This is a genomic window from Catalinimonas locisalis, from assembly GCF_038039535.1.
GTDB lineage: Bacteria > Bacteroidota > Bacteroidia > Cytophagales > Cyclobacteriaceae > Catalinimonas.
Map to the genome: position 1 here is coordinate 103749 of NZ_JBBPHP010000004.1, position 24090 is coordinate 127838.

Here is a 24090-nt window from a genome sequence, read left to right on the forward strand (position 1 = left end):
TTGAATTCATGCAAAATAAAAAAGCTTCTGATCAGATAATCAACAAAGAAGCTGAAGCAATGCAGGAAAACCATTTCATTGTGGGTGTGGGTGCTTCAGCGGGAGGCTTAGAGGCCATTAATGAACTCTTTGACAATATACCGGAAGGAAACGGCTTTTCTTATGTAGTAATCCAGCACCTTTCTCCTAATTATAAAAGTTTAATGGATGAGCTTCTGGCCAAGCACACTAAGCTCAAAATTATTAAAGCAGAAGAAGGAAAGGTGATAGAACCCAACTGTATTTATCTGATTCCCAACAAAAACAATATGGTAATCAGAAATGGAAGACTACACCTTATTGATAAACCCTCTTCTTCCATTCCCAATAATGCCATTGATGTCTTCTTTGAGTCCCTAGCAGAGGATAAAGGCAACCGAGTTATAGGCATAGTGCTTTCAGGTACAGGCTCCGATGGTACCAAAGGCATTGCGGCTATCAAAGAACGTAGAGGTATGGTCATCGTTCAGGACCCTGCTACTGCCAAATTTGACGGAATGCCTAACAATGCCATTGCTTCGGGCAATTATGATTTTATCCTTCCGCCCGAGCTTATGTCTGAGGAAATTTTGCGCTACCCTCAGGTAGTGCGTAAACAGCATAGTCACGATAACCTGAATGAGCTTGATGGATTGGACCCTTTCCAGAAAATCCTGAGACTCATCAAGGATAGTACGTCCTACGATTTTACCTGCTACAAAAAAAAGACGCTGGAAAGAAGAATCTCTAAGCGGATGTCTGAAACAGGTATCAATGAGCTTAGAGAATACACCCTTTATCTCCTCAATAACCCTGATGAGGTAGACAGGCTGGCCAATGAGTTTCTCATAGGAGTGACCCGCTTCTTCAGAGACCCTTTTGCTTTTGAAGTCATCAGAGACGAGGTAATTCCTGAGCTGATCAACAAAAAACAGAATGATGAACAACTGAAGATATGGGTAACTGCCTGTAGTACCGGGGAAGAAGCTTACACGCTGGCGATTCTCATTAATGAGCACCTGGAGCGGTTGGGGAAACAGCTGAATGTGAAGATCTTTGCTACCGATATGGATTCCCGGGCAATTGAAATCGCTGCCAAAGGAGTTTATCCACAAAGTATAGAGAATGACATGCCCCGTGATAAGCTGAACGCACATTTCACTAAAGACGCAAAAAGCTATATCGTCAACCGGAATATCCGGAAGATGGTCATTTTTGCACAGCATAATATTATCAAAGACCCTCCCTTTGGTCAGATGGATATGCTTAGCTGCCGCAATATGCTGATCTATATGCGTAGTGAACTCCAAAAGAAAGTGCTGGAAACTTTTCATTTCTCTCTTAATGTGGGGGGATATTTATTCCTTGGCTCCAGCGAAAGTGCAGGGTCTATCAAGGACTCCCTGAAAGTGATTAGCAAAAAGTGGAACATCTACCAGACCACTAATAAAAGTAAGTCTTTCATTTTTGAAGGCCGTGAAATTAACAATGAGCCCAAGGAGATTCAGAAAACGCCCAATGTACAGCCCAAAAAATCTTCGGTAGAGGTTAAAATGAAAGAGGCTTTTCACGAAGCCATGATAGAAGAGTTAGGCTATGCCGCGGTTTTTATCAACGAAAACTATGATTTGCTGCAGGCGCTTGGTGACTATAAAAAATTTCTGCACCTGCACGAAAACCAGTTGCGTATGAGCCTGCTTAAGCTGGTACCCAAGGAGATCGCTGTTGCCCTAACGCTGTCTTTGAGGAAGGCAATCTCCAAAAATGAGAAGATCGTTTCCAAACGCATACGGATTGGAAAAGGAGAAGAGCGGCGTACCATCAGCCTGGTAGTAAAGCCCTACCTGTCACCTCACCATTACGAGCAAAAATTTTTGCTGGTACTGTTCCGGGAAGAAAAAACAGAGCAATTCGTCCATGATGATTCTGATAGCTACGACAATCAGGTAAACATAGACCGCCTGACCGAATTGGAAGAAGAACTGAAAGAAACCAAGGAAGACTTACAAACTACAGTAGAGGAACTGGAAACCTCTAATGAGGAGCTGCAATCCAGCAACGAGGAGTTGTTATCATCCAATGAAGAGCTACAAAGTACCAATGAAGAATTGCAGTCCCTTAATGAAGAGTTACATACTGTCAACGCCGAACACCAGATCAAGATTAAGGAACTGGTTGAGCTAAACGATGACCTCAACAACTATTTCAGTAGCTCAGATATAGGGCAAGTGTTCGTAGATAGAGAGCTAATCATTAGAAAGTATACTCCTGAAGTAACCAAACAGGTTAACCTCATTGATTCTGATGTGGGTCGTCCTATCAATCATTTATCGTACAATATTAAGTATGATCATTTCGTAGAAGACATTCGCTCAGTAATAGAGACTCGCGAGGTAATAGAAAAAGAACTGGAAGTAACCAACAACCAGTATTACCTGATGCGCATATTGCCCTATATCCGTCAGGACAAATCAGTAGACGGTGCAGTAATTACGTTTGTAGACATCACCCGTGTCAAGCAACTCAATAACCTGCTGAGTGGAGTACTGGAAAGCTCTCCTAATGGTATTATGGCTTTTGACTGTATTTATGAAGGGGATAATATTGTGGACTTCAGGTGGACAATGGCCAATGAAGCAATCAAGAATATCATCGGGAAGGAGCCTGATCATCTGATTGGTAAAAGCCTGCTAAAAGAAATGCCTGGCATGCAGAAAGAAGGCGTTTTCAAAAAAATGAAGAAAATCGTCTCCCAGGGAGGAGTATTGCGCCAGGAGATACATTATCAGCACGAAGGGCTGAATATATGGATAGAAGTACTGGCTGCTCCCATGAAAAAAGGGGTTGCCATGACCATCTCCGATATACAGGAAAAGAAAGAGGCCGAAGAGGAACTCTTTGTGGCTTATGAGGAGGTAAAGAAAGGAGAAGAGAAGCTGCGCAGCCTCAATGCCGAGCTTGAAAAGAGAGTAGAAGACCGTACCCGAGCGCTTACAGAAAGCGAACAGCGGTTCAGGCTGGTAGCACAGGCTACCAATGATGCCATTTGGGATTGGAATATGGTTACCAACAAGTTCTGGTGGAACGACTCCTTTGAAGAAATCTTTGGCTATGAGCGGGAAAAGCTTGAACCAGGCATTGATGCTCTGTTCAGCTATCTGCACAATGAAGAAGTAGAAGAGGTGAAAAATGATCTGGATAAAGTAATTAATCATGGAGATAAGCAATGGTCATTTGAACACCGATTTAAAAAAGCAGATGGCTCTTACGCTTACGTATACAATCGTGCCTATATTCTTCATAATGAATATGGGGTGCCCTACCGGGTGCTGGGCTCCATGATTGATGTGAGCAAGCTAAAAGAAGTACAGGAAGAACTGACACTTAGCAATAAAAACCTGAAGCGTATCAATGTAGATCTGGACAACTTTGTCTACACCGCTTCCCATGACCTGAAAGCACCTATTACCAATCTTGAGAGCCTTATTTCTATTCTGAAAAATGAAATAAGTGGTGATGGCAAGAGAAGTGACATGGTGCTGGAAAAAATGGATACCTCCATACAAAAGTTTAAGAATACGCTCAAAGCACTCGCCGAAATTACCAAGGTACAGCGCAATCCTGACAGCATTAGTGAATTTGTTTCCATCAAAGAAACACTGGAAAATGTGAAAGAGGATATCAAGCACGCTATTGAAGAAGAAAATCCGGAAATCCATGAAGACCTGAAGGTAGATCAGCTGTATTACTCTCAAATCAACCTGAGAAGTATCATTTACAATTTGTTGAGCAATGCCATCAAGTATAAATCTCCTGAACGTAAGTTAGTAGTAGACATACGCTCTTATGAGGAGGACAATTATGTAGTGCTGGAGGTGGAAGACAATGGACTAGGCATGAACGAAAGACAACAGAAAAAGCTTTTCTCAATGTTCAAACGTTTTCATAAGCATGTAGAGGGAACTGGGATTGGCCTTTATATGGTAAAGCGTATGGTAGAAAATAAGGACGGGTTTATAGAAGTAGAAAGCGAAGAAGAAGAAGGAACCATCTTCAAGATTTTTATCAAAAAAGAAAGCCCTGATACCGGAAGCTGAAAATAAAAAGTTGTGAGGCGCATGTTTTTTCTTTTAGCTCTCTTTCCATTCATCTCTTAAACGCACAAATTTTTCATAGGCCTTTGAGAGTACTTTATGGGCTTCTTCATCTGGCAGAAAGACATTTTTCTTTTCAGGAAGCACTTCGTCTATTGCGGTAATCTCTAGCGCATAAGCGGCAAGAAGTACTGCTCCCCGAGCCACGCCATGGGTGCTTGCGGAGCGGTATACCGGCAGATTGAAAACATCGGCTATCAGTTGAGCCATAAAATCCGACTGGGTAAGGCCACCATCTGTCCACAGCCCCTGAATCGGATTGGCAGAAGCCGCCTGAAGGCTTTGAGCAATTCCGTACAAGTTAAACACAATGCCTTCCAAAGCAGCACGGGCAAAATGGTCTCTTCCATGCTGACTTTGTACACCATAAAACTTGCCCGAAACATCTTCTCTCCACAAGGGAGCCCGCTCCCCAAAAAAGTAAGGCAGACAAATTAGTCCTGCTGCTCCGACACTTACCGCCTCAGCTTTTTGCAAAATGATAGCAGTGTCTGTAATGTCCGGATAAAATTTCTGCTTCAGCCAGTCCAGCACAATACCTCCGTTATTGGTTGGCCCTCCAATTACATGATATTGCTCCGTTAGGTAATAATCAAATATGCTCATGGCAGGGTCAGGCGATGTATCTTGGGCGGTAACGCGGATGGCTCCGCTGGTTCCCAGCGTCAGGGTAGCTTCTCTTTGGTTAAAGCCGCTGGCATTCAGGTTAGCCAGACACCCATCACTGGCTCCTAGGATATATCTGGTATCTTCAGTGATGTACGGATGGTCAAAATTTCTAAAAGTCGGTCTGCCTAATTGATAGGTCGGGGCCACTACCTGAGATAAGTGCTGCTCTGTTATTCCTGCCCAATCCAGGGCCTGTTTGTTCCACTCCCATGTTTTTTTGCTCCACAATCCAGAAGCCCCGGCTATCGCGTAATCTACGATATACTGACCAAACCACTGCGCAATGCAATACTCCTTAATGCTTATAAACTTGTGCGTTTTTTTGAAAAGCGCGGGTTGATGATCTCTTAGCCAGGCTATTTTGCATAAGGGCAGCATAGCATGTATAGGAGCACCGGAGGCTTCATAGATCTGCCTGCCGACTTCGGTTTTTCTTAAGCTTGAGGCATAGGCGCTACTACGAACATCTGCCCAAATGATGGCTGGTGTCAGAGGTTTACCCTGTTTATCCACTGCGATAAGGCTGTGCATGGCTGCGCCAAAACATATAGCCATCACTGGCCTGCTTAGCTGGTCCAAGACCTGCTTTAGTACATCTTCAGTGACCTTCAGAATTTCTTCGGGATTCTGTTCTCTATATCCTACTTCAGGCTGAGACAAGGAGTAGGTGGCCTCCGCAACAGCTATCGTCTCTCCCAAAGGATTAGCAGCCAGCACTTTAACCCCGGTAGTACCTACGTCAAGCCCTATAATAACCTGCTCATGATCTGAAATCTCCTTCATTGTGGCAAGATAAGAGTTGTCATCAGAAGTTGAAATGCATTTCTCTTTGCTACCTGGCTTTTACCAACCGGGGTTCTGTTCAAAGTTATTCAACCTGACTTCTCTTTGAGGTATAGGGTAAAGAAGCATGTATTCATGCACATTGTAGGCTGCATCACTAAGCCGGGATTGTAAAGCTTTCTGGTTTTTACCATGGGCATTCATCACTGCTATAGCTCTGCCCGTCCGTAATAGATTGAACCAGCGATGATTTTCAAACGCTAACTCTACTCTCTGCTCGTGATAAATGGCTTCTCTAAGTTCCTCCGTATTCATTACTTCATCCAAAGGCCCTAATCCTGCTCTGATACGTACCGGATTGAGATAACCAAGTGCTGCACTGCTATTTCCCACTTCTAGATAAGCCTCTGCCAGCATGAGCAATACATGAGCATAACGATATACCGGCCAGTTTTCATCTGTACGGCCACGCTCTTCAAAGGGATGTACAAACTTTTTGATGTAGGGAATTGAGTCTCCTATAGCTACATCATATCGGTGGTTATCTTCTGAAACATAAAATGCTATTGATGCCTCTTTCCGTTGATCACCTGCCTCATAAGCCATCAGTATATCTCTGGTAGGAATATTATAGCCCGCATGTCCTTTGCCTAAATCCGTAAAACCAATGATATCAGCAGCAGAGTTGAAAGGAACAAAGCGATACGCATATTTACTCGCTTCTCCCTCAAGTTCAGCATTAAACTGGATTTCAAAGATTGATTCCTGATGGTTCTTGTTTGCGGGATCAAATATGTCGGCATAATCTGCTAACAGGTCGTACTGAAGCTGAGTTACCTGATCCAGTGTTGTAATGGCTAACTCATAATTACCTAAGGTTAAGTAAACTTCACCCAGCATCGTTAGTGCCGCTCCACGGGTAGCACGTCCACGATTCTCCACATCATAAGCATCAGGAAGGCTGTAGATCGCATTCTCCAGGTCATTGATGATCAGGGCATATACTTCCTCCACAGAAGCTCTAGCTTGTGTAAATGCTTCGTCGGGTACATTTACTTCCCTTGTGATGAGAGGGACCTTTCCATATAAGCGTACCAGATGAAAATAATACAGGGCTCGCATAAATCTGGCTTCAGCACTGTACTGTGCCTTAAGCAAAGGGTCTTCAAAGCTTATATCATTAATTCTGTTAAGGATAATGTTAGACTGCTGTATGCCCTGATACATCACATCCCAGTTGCGTTGCACATCATAATTATCAGTAGTGATCAGAAATTCATCCAACTCTTCAGTTTGTTGCTCACCTCTGTCTGCTTCGTTAAACTGATAAGTAGTATTATCAGAGCGCATCTCGGTCATTGCCCAGAAGTTAGTCTTATCGGCAGTGTTATAAAAAGTCTGTAAATGTCCATAGGCACCATTTACTGCGCCTAATATTTGTTGCTCAGTTTTGTAATAGGTATTTCCGCTAACCGATGAAACAGGGGACACCTCCAGCATATCTGTACAGGCAGTGATCAGGAGAGTACATAAAAAATAGCTCAAGTTTCTCATACTTCGCAAATAAGATGTGCTAAAAACTAAGTTTAGCTCCTAATGTATATACCCGGGGTACAGGGTATGGCGAATAGTCAAGCCCCGGCACTAATGCTCCTCCTCCTGCACGATCACCATAATTGGTCACCTCAGGATTACCTTTGTATTTTGTAAATAAGAGGGCATTCTGCACACTGAGATACAATCTGGCATGCTGGAATACACCATCAGCTACATTTTCAGCTAGCGTATAGCCTACGCTAACGTTTTTTACATTCAGATTGGAGTTATCTTCTACCCAAAGCGAGCTGACATCTCTGAACATTACCCTTGCTCTACCTGAACCGTTGGTCGTAGGAACCAGGCCACTTCCCGGATTTTCAGGAGAACGCCAGCGATCAATTACCTCTCTTTTTACATTAAAAACACCATCAATATTATTGAGATACTCATTATAAGCCCGTATTCTTGAACCACCTACTGAACCGGTCATGATGATTTTTAGATCAAAACTCCGGTAGGACAGTTGATTGGTAAGCCCAAAAATAAAGTCCGGATACGGACTGCCAATAATATCAAAATCCTTAATGGGAGTAATCATCCCATCACCATCCATATCTTTAAAACGTAGGTTGCCGGGTATTGCTCCAGCAAAAGAGGGTCCCTCCTTTACTTCTTCTTCATTTTGATATATACCATCAAACACATAACCATAAAACATAGCCAGGGGCAGACCTACCTTGGTGATATGGGTGGGACTCTTTTCGCCTGTCTTTCCCGACAGGATAGGCGCAGCATTACGCCCCAGTGCCAAAACTTTATTTTTATTGAATGCTATATTGAAATTAGAACTCCAGCTTAGGACTGCACCCACCAGATTTCGTGAAGATAAGCTCAGTTCCAACCCTTGATTCTGTACTTCTCCCCGGTTTTCAGTAACCTGCCCATAACCGGAAGAGGTGGGAATTTCTACATTGAGCAAAAGGTCTTCGGTGTTTCTCTTGTAATAGTCGGCACTAAAAAACACTCTGTTATTCAGGAAGCCAATATCCAAGCCTATGTCCATCTCTCGGGTTTTCTCCCAGCCTAGGTCAGGGTTCCCCAATGTGCTCATGACTCTCCCTCCAGCCAGGTTTTCATTGAATACATAATCGTTGGAAAGCAGTTGGCTGAAATAGGTGTAGTTGCCAATATCAAAATTACCACTCAGGCCGTAAGAAGCCCTGATTTTTAATTCGCTCAGCCAATCCATGTGATTCAGAAAAGGTTCGTCGGATAATCTCCATCCCAGGGCTACGGAAGGAAAAGTACCCCAGCGATTGTTGTTTCCAAATCTTGAAGAGCCATCTCGCCTGACAGTAGCCGTAAGCAGGTATTTATTCCTGAAATTATAGTTTACCCGTGTCAGAAAAGAGAGCAAAGCCCATTCCTCTTCAAATGTATTTCCGGTAATTCTACCGGCAGCATTCAAAGTTTTGACTTCATCATCAGGAAAATCATCTCCAATAAATTTACTACTCTTTAATGTCTGCTTCTGTACGGTATATCCCAGCAAAGTACTAAGGGAATGACCATTGCCGAACTCACCCTGATAGCTCAGCGTATTCTCGTTCAGCCAGTTAAAAAATGTATTGCGCACATATCTGGCAGAAGGCACAGTGGGCGGAGGCTGAAAAGCATAACCCACCGTGGATGGATGAAAGTAATCTTCATCTTCATGCTGCCAGTCTGTATTGAAGGTAGATCTGAAGGTAAGGTGGTCAGCAATTTCATACTCTGCAAAAGTATTCATCAAAGTGCGGGCACGGGTTCTGTCATCATCTATTTCCTTCAAAACCATTACCGGATTTGGGTATTCAAAAGTACCCGGAGAGGAGATCATCATATTGTAAGAGCCATCTGCATGGTATACCGGTGAGATCGGACTGGCTACCAATGCCTCGCCAAAACCTTCTTCTCCTCTTCCTAAGCCTCCGGTAACAGACCGCTTCCTCAATGAATAGGATGGAGCGAGGTTGATACCTACTTTCAAACGATCTGTCAGCTCGGCTCCGAGGTTAACTCTAAAGGTAAAACGCTGATAACCGGTAGCCAGCACCACCCCTTCCTGACGAAAATAGCCGGCAGAAAAATAAGAATTAAGCTTTTCATTTCCCCTACCGAAGCTCAGGTTAACATTTTGGATAGGAGCTATTCTGGTAATTTCGTCAAACCAATTCGTTCCCTCTCCTAACTGCTCGGGATCTCTGTATATCTCTGGTATGTCTGCCTCGGTGGGTTCACGCCCTTCTTCAAAACGGATACGATCCATGATCGCTTCTTTTCTATACTGGGCAAATTCACGAGCATTCATCAGGTCGGGACGAGCCTGGTCGCTTACCGTCTGCCAGCCATTATAAACACCTACTCTGAAGCGTGGTCCTCCACTTTCACCTTGCCTGGTGGTAATCATGATCACACCATTGGCTCCTCTTGAACCATATATAGCGGTGGCAGAAGCATCTTTCAGGATTGAAACAGAGGCGATATCCTCAGGAGGAATATCATTCATAGGATTGAATCGCTCAGTAGAAGTAGAAGAAAGGGGGAATCCATCAATGACATATAAGGGCTGGCTGCCCGCACCTACCGCGCCTACTCCTCTGATCTGTACCTGGGGGCCTCCTCCCGGTATGCCATTAGAGGTACTGATCTGAACCCCTGCTACCTGTCCTGCCAGTTGCTGGTCAAGGCCGGATACAGGTAAATCCTCTACGCTCTGCATGTCGACAGTTACCACTGAGCCTGTTACCTCTTCGGTACGCTGGGTACCATAGCCTACTACTACCACTTCAGAAAGGGAATGCAAACCACTAGTCATTTTAATATCAATATGGGCTTGATTACCTATTTCTACTTCCTGGGTGGTATAACCAACAGAAGAAAAAACCAGGGTGCTGGCCTTTTCTCCTATTTCCAGTTGATACCTACCCTCTGCATCGGTTACGGTTCCCTTACTGCTTCCTTTCACCAGCACATTGATACCCGGCAGAGGCATAGCTGTATCTTCATCCGATACACTCCCGCTTACGCTTCTTAGCCTAATTCCTTCTTCAATCCGTTTGTGGCTTGCCCTGTTCAGGCTTCTTGCCTCTTGAGATTGCTGAGACTCCTCATTCAGTGACTGTCCCTGTTGTTGAATTCGGCCTATCTCCTTATTATCTTTATTTTGCTTGCTTTGCATAACCACCAGATAATCACCTACCTTGTTGATTTCCAGGCTTAGAGGAGCCAGGTACTGCCTCAGTTTTTTAAGAAAAGTCTCCTCTGCACTTATTATCTCTTCAAAATCCGAGGCTGATAAAACCCTATCTTCCACCAAAGCTTCATCATAGGCAAACCTCAGCTGAAACTGGGCCTCCAGGCGACTCAGTGCTTCCTTCAGAGAAATTTTATCCTGCGGGATGCTATTCTGAAAAAGAAAATGAGTTTTGGTATCAGTATCTGCGAAAGTGAGGCAGGGAGAAAAAGCAGCAATGCTGCAACAGCAGAAAATAAAAAAGAGAAGCTTTCTCTTTCTGGAATAAAAAAACGGACTCATCATGTAGGTTTTAGGTTGTTGTTAGTATGAGACCTATCTCTTCTTGTACTTATACTTTCATCAGTGTTTTTTACTGATTGTAATCACTCCATCCTGATGTTCAATATTTATCTGCATAGATTCGGCAATAAGGTTAAGAAGTACATCAAGCTCACCAAAAGTTACACTAGCGCTAAACCTTCGCCTACCCAGCTCTTCAGACGCAAGCCTTACTTCCAACCCATAAATATCTTCTATGATCAGACCTATTGCTCTTAAGGGCGTAGCTTCAAAGGTATGCTTCCCATTTTTCCAACCCAGATTAGTGCGTATGTTAGCTCTTTTCCGCTCAAAAGACTGATCATGATTAGAGTAGCTCACCAACTCTCCGGGTTCCATCCTAAGACCCGGTTCCTGTGCCTGTTTCTTTTTAAGCTCTACCACACCCTCTTGCAATATCACCAAGGTAACATTTCTTCTGTCAAACACATTGAAACTTGTACCTAAAACCTCTATATCTATCTCCTGAGCATGCACAGTGAACTTTCTGAACTCTTCTTCCGAGTGCGCTTTTTTCTTTTTTGCCACTTCAAAATAAGCTTCTCCATCCAGCCATACTTCTCTGCACTCATTCCAGTTTTCAGCTATTTCCAGAGTAGTATTGGCATTGAGAAAGACCTGCGAGCCATCAGGGAGTGCTACTTCTCTCTGCTCTCCATTTCCGGTACTGTAAGTTTCAGTCTGAGGCAACCACTGCTGTAGCAGAACAACACTCAGCAGTATAAGCCCGCTTACGACAGCAGCTAATTTAACCCATTTTAGATGTGTAGAGGGAGAAAAAGTATTATTCTTTTTTGAGAATGGCTGAGCTCTATCATTAAAAAGCTGAGCCTTGATATTGTGTTTTACTTCCTGAAAGTCACTCTCACTGTACTGCACCTCTTCAATTTCCATGGATTTGACCATCACTCTGGCTTGTTGGATAATATCCCTTTTGTCCGGATGATCTCTGAGCCATTGCTCCCAGAAATTATTGGTGAACTCATCGGGTGACCTGACCCACTGCTGAAAGAAATGATCAGTCACAAAATCGTTAACATGAAAATATTCGTATTTCATCAGTATTTGAAGCTCTTTGAAAGAAAGTGTTCCTGATAAGGGTAAACACCTTCAAAAAGGAGGTAGTATTTTTTTATTTTTTCAATATTCATACATTTTGACTTCTAAATTTAGTACAAAAACAAAGAAAATACCTGAAAACCGGAGGAAACTCAAACAAATACATCCTCTCTATGGCTATGCTCTTTTTGAGAACCGTAAATATTGGTTTAGGTTTATCAATCGTCTAATCTAATTTTTTCAATACCCATGACTAGGAAAAACAAGCTGGTCTTGATATTTTTTAGCATCAGCTCATCTTCTTTTTTATGATACTGAATGAAAATGGGCTGAATCATGATTGCATTTACCTACACGCAGACAACCTGAAATGAAATTATTTAGCCTTTTATGCTCAGGCATACTTATGTCTACCCTTGCTATGGCTGACCTACAGCCAGAATTTTTAAGATGTGAATACCGCGAAAATCCACTGGGCATAGATGACCTTCAACCCCGGCTAAGCTGGATTGTGACTTCCGGACTTCGCAATCAGCAACAAACTGCTTATCATATCTTGGTAGCCTCTACCCCCGAAAAGCTAGCGGGTAATGAAGGAGATTTATGGGATAGCGGGAAAATTAGCTCACAGGTCACTAATCAGATCAGCTATGAAGGCAAATCCCTGGAAAGCAGGCAGGACTGCTACTGGAAAGTCAGAGTTTGGGATCAGGACGGAAATGCCTCTGCCTGGAGTGAACCTGCCCACTGGAGCATGGGTCTCCTGGGCTTTTTTGACTGGCAAGCTCGCTGGATCACCCACGATGTTGGCTACGATACTACTGACCTTTATCAGGAACTGTATCTGCCACCGGCCCGCTATCTGAGAAAGGAGTTTAACACTGACAAGCCTGTCAAAAGTGCAAAAGTATATGCCACCGCTAAGGGACTGTATGAGCTGCATATCAATGGTCAAAGGGTGGGTGAAAGCTACTTTACCCCCGGCTGGACAGATTATAATAAAAGGGTTTACTACAATACTTATGATGTCACTGATCTGATAAAATCAGGTAATAATGCGATAGGCGCCATCATCTCTGATGGATGGTATTCAGGCTACCTGGGCTATGCGCTGTTGGTCAGGCTGGATAAGGTGCGAGAGTTTTATGGAGTAACCCCTTCCTTTATGGGCCAGTTGGAAATTGAATATGAAGATGGCAGCAGACAGATCATTGCTTCGGACCAATCCTGGCAGGGCAGCGAAGGCCCTATCCGCGAAGCGGATATCATCATGGGGGAAACCTACGACGCCCGGATGGAGCAGCAAGGCTGGGATCAGGCAGGCTTTAACGCTCAGGATTGGAAGAACGTCAAACTGGATACTTACTCCAGCGGTAAAGTGGAGGCTTATCCGGGAGTAACAGTACAGTATCAGGAAGAAATTACGCCTCTGGAAATTACCGAACCGGAAGAAGGAACCTATATTTTTGACCTGGGCAAAAATATTGCCGGTAAGGCCCGCCTCAAGGTGAGCGGGGCGGAAGGCACGAAAATCACCTTGCGCTTTGGAGAGATGCTCAACGCTGATGGTACCCTCATGACCGAAAATCTGCGCAAGGCAAGGGCTACCGACACCTACATTCTCAAAGGCGATGGGGAAGAAGTATGGGAGCCTAAGTTCACTTATCATGGATTTCAATATGTGGAGGTGAGTGGACTGCCCGAAGCACCACAAAGTGGTACAATCACTGGCATCGTGATGAATTCTGACACCCCGCAAAGAAGTACCTTTGAATGTTCCAACCCTTTGAATAATCAGCTCTATCAAAATATTCTTACTACCCAGTTTGCCAACTATTTTGAAGTACCGACCGACTGTCCTCAGCGTGACGAAAGACTGGGCTGGACAGGCGACGCGCAGATTTACGCACGCTCCGCTACCTACAATGCCGACGTGGCCGCTTTCTTCAAGAAATGGCTGGTAGACCTCAAAGATGCCCAGCGGTGGTTCGGCGCTTATCCTAACTTTGCCCCTTTCCCCTACTCACGTCCCGATCAGTACTCACCGGCCTGGATGGATGCCGGCATCATCATTCCCCATACCATGTACCAGGTTTATGGGGACACCCGTATCCTGGAAGAGCTATATCCCAGTATGCAGGAGTTTATGGCGTTTCAGGCTGCCGCCAGTGACAACTATCTACGCCCCGGAGGAGGTAACAATTTTGGCGACTGGCTCAATGTAGGCAAAGCGACTTCCCACGATTTTATAGGTTCGGTATATTATGGCTACGATGCCAGACTGATGGCAGAGATGGCAGAGGCACTGGGTAAAACAGAAGATGCTCGCCACTATCAGCAGCTCTTTGAAAATATCAAAAAAGCTTTTGCAGAAAAGTACATCAAAGCTGATGGTAGCACTACCGAAGATACACAAACCTCTTATGCGCTGGCACTTTACATGGGACTTTATCCTGAAGCTTTGGCGGAGCTGGGGGCAGCTCGTCTGGCCAGGCAGATTAGAGAGAATGGCAATAAATTCAGCACCGGCTTTCTGGGCTCCAAACACGTGGTCTTGGCCCTTACCCAATATGGCTACGTTGAGCTTGCTTATGCTCTTTTTCAGCAAACAGAATATCCAAGCTGGGGGTACTCGGTAGTCAACGGAAGTACCTCTATCTGGGAGCGCTGGAACAGCTATACCCTAGAAGAAGGTTTCGGTGGCAGTCAGAATGCAGCCATGAATTCCTTCAGCCACTATGCCTATGGGTCTATTGCGGAATGGATGTTTATGCACGCTGCCGGAATAGATACTGATGGCCCCGGCTATCGCAAACTGATCATCAAGCCAGTCATTGATCCCAGCATGGAATACGTTAATGCCAGCTATGAATCTATCAATGGTAAAATAAGCTCTCGGTGGAAACTGAATGGGAAAAAGCTTAGCATGAATATTAGTATTCCTGCCAATACTACTGCTACCGTATATGTACCCACCAATACGCTTGAAAGTGTGGAAGAAAATGGTAAAGACCTCTCCAGTCTCACCGAAATTGAAGTGGTAGGAATGGAAAAAGGCAAAGTAGTACTGAAGCTAGGCTCTGGTGACTATGCTTTTACTTCCCGTATAAATCTCAAGCCTTTAAAATAGCCAATGCTGGAAGATTGAAGATTAAAGTCGTAAGAAATTATTTTACATTCTAGTATTGAACATCAACCTATTACGTTCATGAATATCCGAAAAAGCTTTTGTTTTTGCCTTCTCCTGCTGACTGGACTACTGAGTATCTCTTGCCAGAAGAAGTCAAAGCCTAATGTTATCATTCTGCATACCGATCAGTGGAGAGCGCAGGCTTTTGGCTATGCTGGTGACACTAATGTACAAACGCCAAATATTGATCAGTTGGCTGCCAATAGCACCAATGTAAGTCTTGCCGTATCCGGCATGCCGGTCTGTACACCCCATCGTGCATCTGTGATGACCGGACAAAGGCCATTAACTCACGGACTTTTTATGAACGATGTGCAACTGGATACTAATGCTGTTACGCTCGCAAAAGTTTATGCGAATGCCGGTTATCAAACGGGCTACATCGGCAAATGGCATCTGGATGGCAACGGACGTAGTAGCTTCATCCCTCCGGGAGGCCGCCGACAGGGGTTTCAGTACTGGAAAGCTTTAGAATGTACCCACAATTACAACAATTCGGCTTACTACGCTGGTGATTCTCCTGAGAAAAAGTTCTGGGAAGGTTATGACGCCATAGCGCAAGCTCAAGACGCCCAGCAATACATAAGGGAGCGGGCGGAGGGCGAAAGTCCTTTTCTGCTATTCTTAAGCTGGGGTACACCTCATGCCCCTTATCATACAGCTCCTCAAAAGTACCAGGATATGTATGATCCTGCAGCGCTACAACTTCACCCTAATGTACCTCCTGATATGGAGGAGAAAGTGCGCAAAGATCTGGCTGGCTATTATGCTCACTGCACCGCTTTGGATGATATGGTAGGCGAAATTTTACAGACCATTGAAGAAGCAGGCATTGCTGATAATACAATCATCCTCTTCACTTCCGACCACGGTGACTTGCTGGGCTCACACCGGGCCTATAAAAAACAGCAGGCTTATGAAGAGTCCATCCGTATTCCCATGCTCATTCGCGCGCCACAACTCTCTTCCGGTGAATATAAAGCACTGATCAATTCCTACGATATCATGCCTAGCCTGCTGGGGTTGAGCGGGATAGAAATCCCTGAAACCGTAGAAGGACAGGATTACAGCCTTTTTCTCCAAGGAGAGGCGCCTCTACCCGATACCGCTACTGTCTTGAGTTGTGTACAGCCTTTCGGACAGTGGAACCGCTTTGACCACGGAGGGAGGGAATACCGGGGGTTACGCACTTTGCGCTATACCTACACCCGCAACCTGAAAGGTCCCTGGCAATTGTTTGATAACCAGCAGGACCCTTATCAGATGAACAATCTCATTGATGAGCCCGAATATGATACGCTACAGGCTGCTTTGGATGCCCTGCTTACCCAAAAGCTAAAAGCCCAGGGGGATGAGTTTCGTCCGGGAATGGAGTATATTGCAGAATGGGGTTATGAGGTAGATGAAAGGCAAACTGTGCCCTATACGCCCTGAAGCATAGATTTTCTATTGGCAGATGTTGGTTAAAGTAAGAAAGGGGGAATTGTACATTTCGTATAAATTCCTCTCAGCCTAAGTCCTACTTACCTCCACTGTTTGTCCATGGATCCTTCGTTTTTTCTCCATCATAGCTTCAGCAGATGCATATTTGTACTTTTCTTAGAAATAGCTTCGCTTTAGCGTATGGATTTTCAGGTGATTAAACGGCGAATGCCCAGCTCTAAACCCCGGAGTTCGGCCAGTCCTCTCATCCTGCCCACAGCGGAGTAGCCAGGATAGAATTTGCGGTCGGCATCAAAGAGGAACTGGTGTCCGTGATCGGGTCGCATAGGGATGGCTACATCTTCCCTGCCACTTTGCAGTCTTTTTTGCTGCTCTTCAATCACTGCCTTCATCACCGCAAACATATCGGTACTGCCCGCCAGATGATCAGCTTCATGAAAGCTACCATCCAGATTGTGCTGTACGTTTCGCAGGTGCAGAAAATGAATCTTGTCGCCCAAACGCTGGACGATGCCGGGTAAATCATTGTCTTTTCGGGCACCTAAGGAACCGGTGCAGAAGGTGATGCCATTGTGCATGGAAGGCACGCTATTGAGGATATACTTCAGGTCTTCTTCGGTACGCACTACTCTGGGTAAGCCCAGTATGGGGAAAGGAGGATCATCGGGATGAATGCACATATTGATATCATACTCCTCGGCTACCGGAATGATTTTGCTTAGGAAATAAGCCAGGTTTTCTCTGAGCTGCTGTTCACCAATATCCTTATAGCGTTCCAGATGGGCCATAAACTCTTCGGGCGTAAATACTTCGTCGGTGCCCGGTAGTCCGGCCATGATGGTTTGCTGCAGGGTATCTTTTTCGCTTTCGGAAAGCTTTTGCAGGTATGCATGCGCATTCTGCTTTTGCGCTTCGGTATAGATTTCTTCGGCTTCCTTTCTCTTCAAAATGTATAGTTCAAAAGCAGCCAGCGCTACCGGATCATAGCGCAAAGCATACGAGCCATCATCCAGTTGGTATTGCAACTGGGTACGGGTCCAGTCCAGCACCGGCATAAAGTTGTAGCAGACGGTTTTGATGTTACACTTACTCAGATGGATTAAGGTCTGCTGGTATTTGTCTATGTAATCGTCACGATCAGAGGCTCCGGTTTTGATACTTTCATGGATGTTGACACTCTCTACCACGCTCCATCGGAATCCGGCATTGTCAATCATTTCCTTTCTCCGGCTGATCTCCTCAATGCTCCATACTTCTCCGCAGGGGATATGGTGCAATGCAGTGACTATACCTTCGGCACCCACCTGTCTGATCTCAGGAAGTGTAACGGCATCGTCCGGACCAAACCAGCGCCAGGTGGGGAATAGTTTTGACTGATTGGAGTGTAATTTTTGCTCACTGTCCATATGCATTGTATCTATTGGTGTAGGTTGTTTACTGCTAAAGCTTCAGAGCCTTAAGCTCTTTTCATGTTATACCCTGCAAGATATCTATTCCTTGGATAAAGGTAAAGGAAGCCTTATCAATGCATAAAAATGTCTGAACTCCCCCTGTTTACGTAATTATTTTTTGAAATTGCTAACAGAAAGCCTGTTTAAATGTATATATAGACAGCCAATCCCTCACCTTAGCTTATTATAGGATATTGAGCTTGGTGGTCATTAAATTTTACTTCATTTTTTAGCCGATTTAAAGCCATGTCTATCGCCATTGCCCTCCACGGAGGCGCGGGAACTATTCTTCGTTCCGAAATGAAACCCGAGCTGGAAATTCGTTATACTGATGCATTACAGGATGCAGTACGTATGGCCTATCAGCATTTACATCATCAGGGAAGCGCCCTTGATGCGGTAGAAATCGCGGTAAGTATATTGGAAGACTGCCCCTTGTTTAATGCGGGAAGAGGCTCAGTATTTACGGCCCAGGGTAAGCACGAAATGGATGCTTCTATCATGGATGGGCGGCAGCGAAATGCAGGAGCGGTATCTTTAGTTTACGGAATAAAAAACCCTATCCGGCTGGCCCGCCTCGTGATGGAAAAATCAGAACATGTATTTATGGCAGGTTCCGGAGCTATAGAGTTTGCTCGCCAGATGCAATGTGAGTTTGCCGATGAAGCCTATTTTTACGATCAGTTTCGTTTTGATCAGTGGCAAAAAATCAAAGATACCGACGCTTTTCAGCTAGATCATTCCGTTGATCGTTCTCAGAAGCCACCCAAGAAGATGGGTACAGTAGGTGCCGTAGCTTGTGATTGCTATGGTAATATCGCTGCAGCAACTTCTACCGGGGGCATGACCAACAAACGTTGGGGTCGCATTGGTGACAGCCCTGTCATTGGCTCAGGCACCTATGCCAATAATCAGACCTGCGCAGTATCCTGTACCGGCAGTGGTGAGTACTTTCTACGAGGCGTAGTGGCTTATGATGTCTCTTGCCTCATAGAATATAAAAACTATACACTGGAGCAAGCCTGCCGGGAAGTAGTCATGGAGCGACTTCCCCAATTGGGGGGTGATGGAGGCTTGGTGGCAGTCAATGCCGAGGGCAACATAAGCATGCCTTTTAATACCGAAGGAATGTACCGTGCTTCCAAAACCGCAAGCCGTGAGATTATCGCAATTTACGACGAAGCTTAATGGGATATGGCTTTTCTAAGAGCCGCTTGGCATCAATATTCATGGGTAAGATTTCTAGTTCACGGCTATCCAGGCGAAAATGATCACCCACCGAGAGTACGTGTACAATAAGGTTGGAAAGTGACATAGGCGTGCCTTCTTCCAAACTTTCTTCATGATTGTGTGTCAGTTGGGAAGGATCAACCAGTACCACCATACCGGAGCCAATGACTTCGCATTCGTTGCAGTTTTTGATAACCAGACCCGTATCTTCGGCCAGACCTACTCCGAGTAAATGTGGAAAACGGGCTACCGCTTCCATCAATCGCCCAAAACGCCCTCGCTGTATAAAATGGGAATCAATAATCAGGTCAGGAATATATCCCATCCCCAGCCCGGTTTTAACCGCTCCTTTAAAGAGTGCTTCCGTAGATTTACCCCCGGTAATCATGTCTGCCGACATAGACATAGCACCGGCACTGGTACCCGCGATCACAAAACCCTTCTCCTCCTTATAGCGCCTCATCAGCAGATGATGCAAGGGACTCTCACGAATAATTCGGGTAATTTTAGATTGATTTCCACCAGAAAACATTACACAATCTGCTTTCTCTATCCATGATAAATTTTCAGGAATTTCGCATTGTGCCTTTTCACGTATGTCCAAAATGTGCACTTTGATAGCATCAAACTGCCCGAAGGCCGCTTTATATTTATCCCCCACCTCTTGCGGAATACTGGAAGCTGTAGTAATCACGACGATCAGAGGTTGCGGCTTATTACACTCCTTTATGACGCGTGCCAGGATACTTTTCTGTACAAAATTCAATTGATTTGACTCATCCCTGTGTGTTCCCTTATCCTCATTTCCACCTATGGGTATAATAGTTCCCTTAACTTTGGAATTCATCATTATTTATCGTATAAAATTTTATATCTAACAATTACCGTAAAACTAGCTTTTGTATATTTAGTAAACTATGAAAGTCTAACTTAAACTTACATGCAGATAAGGAACATAAATGTGATGCGAGGGCCTAACTACTGGTCTATCCGTCGGCATAAGCTGATTGTCATGACGCTGGATTTGGAAGAGATGGAAGAAAGGCCAACGCATACTATTGAAGGTTTTTATGACAGGTTAAAAACCTTGATTCCTTCATTGCATGAGCACCATTGCTCCGAGGGTGCTCCGGGTGGTTTTTTTCTCCGGGTAAAAGATGGCACCTGGATGGGGCATGTGATTGAGCATATCGCTTTAGAAATACAGACTCTGGCCGGAATGGACGTGGGTTTCGGCCGTACCCGCTCCTATGGAGAGAAAGGAGTATATCAGGTGGTATTCGCTTATATGGAAGAAGAAGCGGGTTGCTATGCAGCCAAAGCTGCCGTACGCATTGCAGAAGCCCTGATCGCTGAGCAGCCCTATTCCCTGGAAGAGGATATCCAAAAAATGAAAGAACTGCGGGAGCAGGAACGCCTTGGTCCCAGCACCGGTGCTATCATTGACGAAGCGGTATCCAGAGGAATTCCCTGGATCAGGCTAAACCAACAGTCATTATGCCAGCTGGGTTATGGTGCTAACCAGAAGCGAATACAGGCAACCGTGACCAGCCAAACCAGCAGCATCAGCGTAGAACTGGCATGTGATAAGACCGATACCAAACACTTATTGGAACAGTCTGAAATACCTGTACCCAAAGGAAGCATCATCCATAATATGGCAGAGCTAAAATCAGCGGTCCAGAAACTTGGTTATCCCCTGGCAATTAAGCCTATCAATGGAAATCACGGAAGGGGAATCACCGCGGATATTACTCATTGGGAAACGGCCAGGCAGGCTTTTACTGAAGCGCAGCAGGTCTCCAAAGCAGTGATAATAGAAAAGCATATTGAAGGAGACGACTACCGTTTACTGGTCATCAATCACAAGCTGGTAGCCGCTGCCAAACGCTCACCAGCCCATGTAGTAGGAAATGGCAAAGACAGCATTCAGCAGTTGATAGACGAGATAAACCTGGATCCACGCCGAGGCTATGGGCATGAAAAAGTGCTTACCGCTATCAAAGTAGACTCCATGACCAGAAACATACTGAAGGCTGAAGGATATACTTTAGAAACTGTACTGCCCCAGGGAAAATTGCTTAAGCTGAAAGATACCGCCAACCTGAGCACCGGAGGCACTGCGACTGATGTCACGCATAAAGTGCATCCTGAAAATGAGTTCATGGCCGAACGAATTTCTAAAATCATCGGCCTGGATATATGTGGTATTGATGTCATGACTACAGATATAAGCCTTCCTCTGGCAAAAACAGGAGGTGCAATACTGGAAGTTAATGCTGCTCCTGGGTTTCGTATGCACTTATCTCCTACTTACGGTCTGCCTCGTAATGTTGCGGCCCCAGTCATTGACATGCTCTACCCTCCCGGCTCTTCTTACCGTATTCCCATCGTGGCCATCACCGGTACCAATGGTAAAACTACCACTACCCGGCTTATTGCCCATATGATGAAAATGTACGGCTACAAAGTAGGCTTTACTACTACCGATGGTATTTATGTGAACAATCACCTTCAGATGAAGGGAGATTGTACCGGTCCGAAAAGTGCTCAGTTTGTACTCAAAGACCCTATCGTTAATTATGCGGTGCTTGAAGTAGCACGCGGTGGCTTGTTGCGTGCCGGACTGGGATTTGACCAATGTGATATCGGGATAGTGACCAATATCAGTGCTGATCATCTGGGGCTAAAGGGCATACATAGCATGGAGCAGCTGGCCCGCGTAAAATCTGTGATACCGGAATCAGTGCATAAAGATGGGTATGCCATCCTCAATGCAGATGATGACCTGGTGTATGGAATGGGTGAATCCCTGGAATGCCAGGTAGCTTTGTTTTCTCTTAACGAACAAAACCCTCGTATTCAGGAGCATATCCATAAGGGCGGACTTGCCGCAGTTTGGGAAAACGGGTACATCACCATCTGCAAAGGAGAATGGAAACTCAGGGTAACTAAAGCCATCAATGTTCCATTGACTTTTGGAGGAAAGGCGACCTTCATGATTCAGAATTTACTACCCGCCGTACTCACAGGTATCATCAATAAGCTTACTATTGAAGACATTCGGTCAGCGCTGGAATCTTTTGCACCTTCTCCTTCACAGACTCCCGGCAGACTCAATATGTTTACCTTCAAAAACTTTCGCTTTCTGCTGGACTATGCCCACAACCCTGCCGGTCTCAGGGCTCTGCAAGGTTTGATCAACAAGCTGGAGAGTAATCATAAAGTAGGCATCATTACAGGCATTGGAGACCGGCGCAGAGAGGATACCGAGGAAGTTGGCCGTATAGCTTCTGAAATGTTTGACGAAATCATCATTCGGATAGATCGGGATCTGCGGGGCAAAACCCAGGATGAAATTTCTGAGATGCTGATTGCAGGCATTCATAAGATAGACAAGCACAAAAAAATAAGCATAATTCCCAGCGAGGCTGAAGCAATTGACCATGCTATTCATAATGCCAAGCCGGGTTCACTGATTGTACTTTGTACTGATGCCATTGCAGAAGCCGTGGCAAAGGTAATGGAGTATAAAGAAGAAGAAGCCCAAAGACTATATCAGATTTCAGCCCAAGAGCTTCAGAATGTCATGGGAATAAGTGATGAAGCATTCAGTACTACTGAATTAAAACCGGAGCCTCCAATCCCGTAATGTAGTGATACTTAACCATATGAATTGATTTATGGATGATATACATCACAAACATTAAGGAATCGTTCTAAAGTTTAGGCTGGTTTTCCTAAGACCAACACCTCTTAATTTATTTTTCAAGTGAAATCCAATCCAGACCTCACTTACGTAAGTTGTGTAAAATCTATGTTATGGAAAAAGTTTTGGAAAGACCTGCTCATATTGCCATTCAGCATCATATTCGTACGTTATCAGAAATCAAAGCCAGTTATGAGAAGAATATAGCCGGTGCTTTGGAAGCTATTCAAAGCACCCATCATATGAAAGACAGCTTTAAAACCCCTTTTTAGTACATCATGATCTTGAAAAGTCTTTTCTAAACTCCACTGAAAGAGCTAAACCCTCCGTCTACCGGAATAATGGTACCCGTCACAAATTTGGAAGCATCACTGCACAGGTAGAGCACTGCACCATTTAGTTCTTCCGCCTCTCCAAAACGCTGCATGGGCGTATTTTTGATGATGGTTTCTCCCCGCTGGGTCAATGAACCGTCTTCATTGGTCAATAGTCTTTCATTTTGCTTACCAATAAAAAAGCCGGGAGCTATTGCGTTCACCCGTATGCCATCTCCAAATTTCATGGACATTTCCATCGCCATCCATTTGGTAAACATGTCTATTCCTGCCTTGGCGATAGAGTAGCCCAGCACTCTGGTAATGGAATGGGTAGCCGCCATAGAAGAAATATTGATGATACTGCCGGATTTTTGCTCGGCCATAGCCTTCCCAAAGACCAGCGTAGGCAATACCGAACCCATCAGGTTGAGGTCCAGGACTTTCTTCAGTGCATCAACCGATACATCAAAGACGGTTTGCTCAGGAGATACGGTAGCCCCCGGCATATTGCCCCCGGCCGCATTGATCAGTACATCTATTCTTCCCCATTTCTCTAAAATTTTCTGATTGACTTCTTCCAGACTTTCTCTGGAGGTCACATCACAGGCAAATCCAACTACATCGTCTCCCAAGGCTTTCAGCTCTTCTACTCTTTTACTGGCAGAAGACTCATGCAAGCTCAGAATCGCGATCTTGGCCCCCTGTTCCAGTAATGCTTTCGCCATAGCGCCTCCCAGTACACCTCCGCCGCCGGGAATCACGATGACTTTTCCTTTTACGTCAAATAGGTTATTGTTCATGCTTCTTTTATTTAAGTTTTAATGATTTGGCTGGAAGATGGAAGTAGGAAGTCCGAAGAGGAAAATAAATCAAAACTTCAAGCTTCCAGCCCCCTACTTCCTCCTCTCTACT

Annotated in this window: 13 protein-coding genes; 6 read left to right on the top strand and 7 right to left on the bottom strand. The window is 44.8% G+C overall.

Annotated elements, in window-relative coordinates:
- Positions 1–8: 8 nt before the first annotated feature.
- Positions 9–4115, top strand: a complete 4107-nt coding sequence (locus tag WJR50_RS07750; protein ID WP_341292677.1) for a chemotaxis protein CheB — start codon at positions 9–11, stop codon at positions 4113–4115.
- Between the two features lie 33 nt (positions 4116–4148).
- Here the strand turns inward: WJR50_RS07750 and WJR50_RS07755 are convergent, their stop codons facing one another.
- From WJR50_RS07755 to WJR50_RS07770, 4 genes are read right to left on the bottom strand one after another with little or no spacing between them, the layout of a single operon-like run.
- On the bottom strand, positions 4149–5624 hold the full coding sequence (locus tag WJR50_RS07755; protein WP_341292678.1) for a gluconokinase: 1476 nt from the start codon (positions 5622–5624) through the stop codon (positions 4149–4151).
- Between the two features lie 60 nt (positions 5625–5684).
- Positions 5685–7178 carry a RagB/SusD family nutrient uptake outer membrane protein gene (locus WJR50_RS07760; RefSeq protein ID WP_341292679.1) on the bottom strand — a complete coding sequence of 498 codons (1494 nt, stop codon included), beginning with the start codon at positions 7176–7178 and terminating at the stop codon, positions 5685–5687.
- Between the two features lie 19 nt (positions 7179–7197).
- Positions 7198–10743: a SusC/RagA family TonB-linked outer membrane protein gene (locus WJR50_RS07765; protein ID WP_341292680.1), complete on the bottom strand. Its 3546-nt coding sequence runs from the start codon at positions 10741–10743 to the stop codon at positions 7198–7200.
- A gap of 57 nt (positions 10744–10800) precedes the next feature.
- Positions 10801–11838, bottom strand: coding sequence for a FecR family protein (locus WJR50_RS07770; protein WP_341292681.1), 1038 nt, complete (start codon positions 11836–11838; stop codon positions 10801–10803).
- Between the two features lie 370 nt (positions 11839–12208).
- On the opposite strand from WJR50_RS07770, the gene WJR50_RS07775 reads away from it, so the two are divergent.
- A complete protein-coding gene (locus WJR50_RS07775; protein ID WP_341292682.1) occupies positions 12209–14968 on the top strand; it encodes a family 78 glycoside hydrolase catalytic domain in 2760 nt (919 codons plus the stop codon).
- A 78-nt stretch (positions 14969–15046) separates the two neighbouring features.
- A complete protein-coding gene (locus WJR50_RS07780; protein WP_341292683.1) occupies positions 15047–16462 on the top strand; it encodes a sulfatase family protein in 1416 nt (471 codons plus the stop codon).
- A 197-nt stretch (positions 16463–16659) separates the two neighbouring features.
- Here the strand turns inward: WJR50_RS07780 and uxuA are convergent, their stop codons facing one another.
- Positions 16660–17883, bottom strand: a complete 1224-nt coding sequence (uxuA, locus tag WJR50_RS07785; RefSeq protein ID WP_341292684.1) for a mannonate dehydratase — start codon at positions 17881–17883, stop codon at positions 16660–16662.
- Between the two features lie 285 nt (positions 17884–18168).
- Between uxuA and WJR50_RS07790 the strand changes: the two genes are divergently transcribed.
- Entirely contained in the window at positions 18169–19110 is a 942-nt protein-coding gene (locus WJR50_RS07790; RefSeq protein ID WP_341292685.1) for an isoaspartyl peptidase/L-asparaginase family protein, read from the top strand.
- Here the strand turns inward: WJR50_RS07790 and WJR50_RS07795 are convergent.
- Positions 19085–20002, bottom strand: a complete 918-nt coding sequence (locus WJR50_RS07795) for a cyanophycinase (protein WP_341292686.1) — start codon at positions 20000–20002, stop codon at positions 19085–19087. The two genes, WJR50_RS07790 and WJR50_RS07795, sit on opposite strands and share 26 nt — an antisense overlap.
- Before the next feature lie 90 nt (positions 20003–20092).
- Between WJR50_RS07795 and cphA the strand changes: the two genes are divergently transcribed.
- Both cphA and WJR50_RS07805 read left to right on the top strand, forming a co-directional pair.
- The gene (gene cphA, locus WJR50_RS07800) at positions 20093–22804 is read left to right on the top strand and encodes a cyanophycin synthetase (RefSeq protein WP_341292687.1); all 2712 of its coding nucleotides are present in this window, start codon (positions 20093–20095) and stop codon (positions 22802–22804) included.
- A gap of 170 nt (positions 22805–22974) precedes the next feature.
- On the top strand, positions 22975–23133 hold the full coding sequence (locus tag WJR50_RS07805; RefSeq protein ID WP_341292688.1) for a hypothetical protein: 159 nt from the start codon (positions 22975–22977) through the stop codon (positions 23131–23133).
- 26 nt (positions 23134–23159) lie between these two features.
- Here the strand turns inward: WJR50_RS07805 and WJR50_RS07810 are convergent, their stop codons facing one another.
- Positions 23160–23978 (bottom strand): SDR family oxidoreductase, encoded by an 819-nt coding sequence (locus tag WJR50_RS07810; RefSeq protein ID WP_341292689.1) that lies wholly within the window; start codon positions 23976–23978, stop codon positions 23160–23162.
- Positions 23979–24090: the final 112 nt, after the last annotated feature.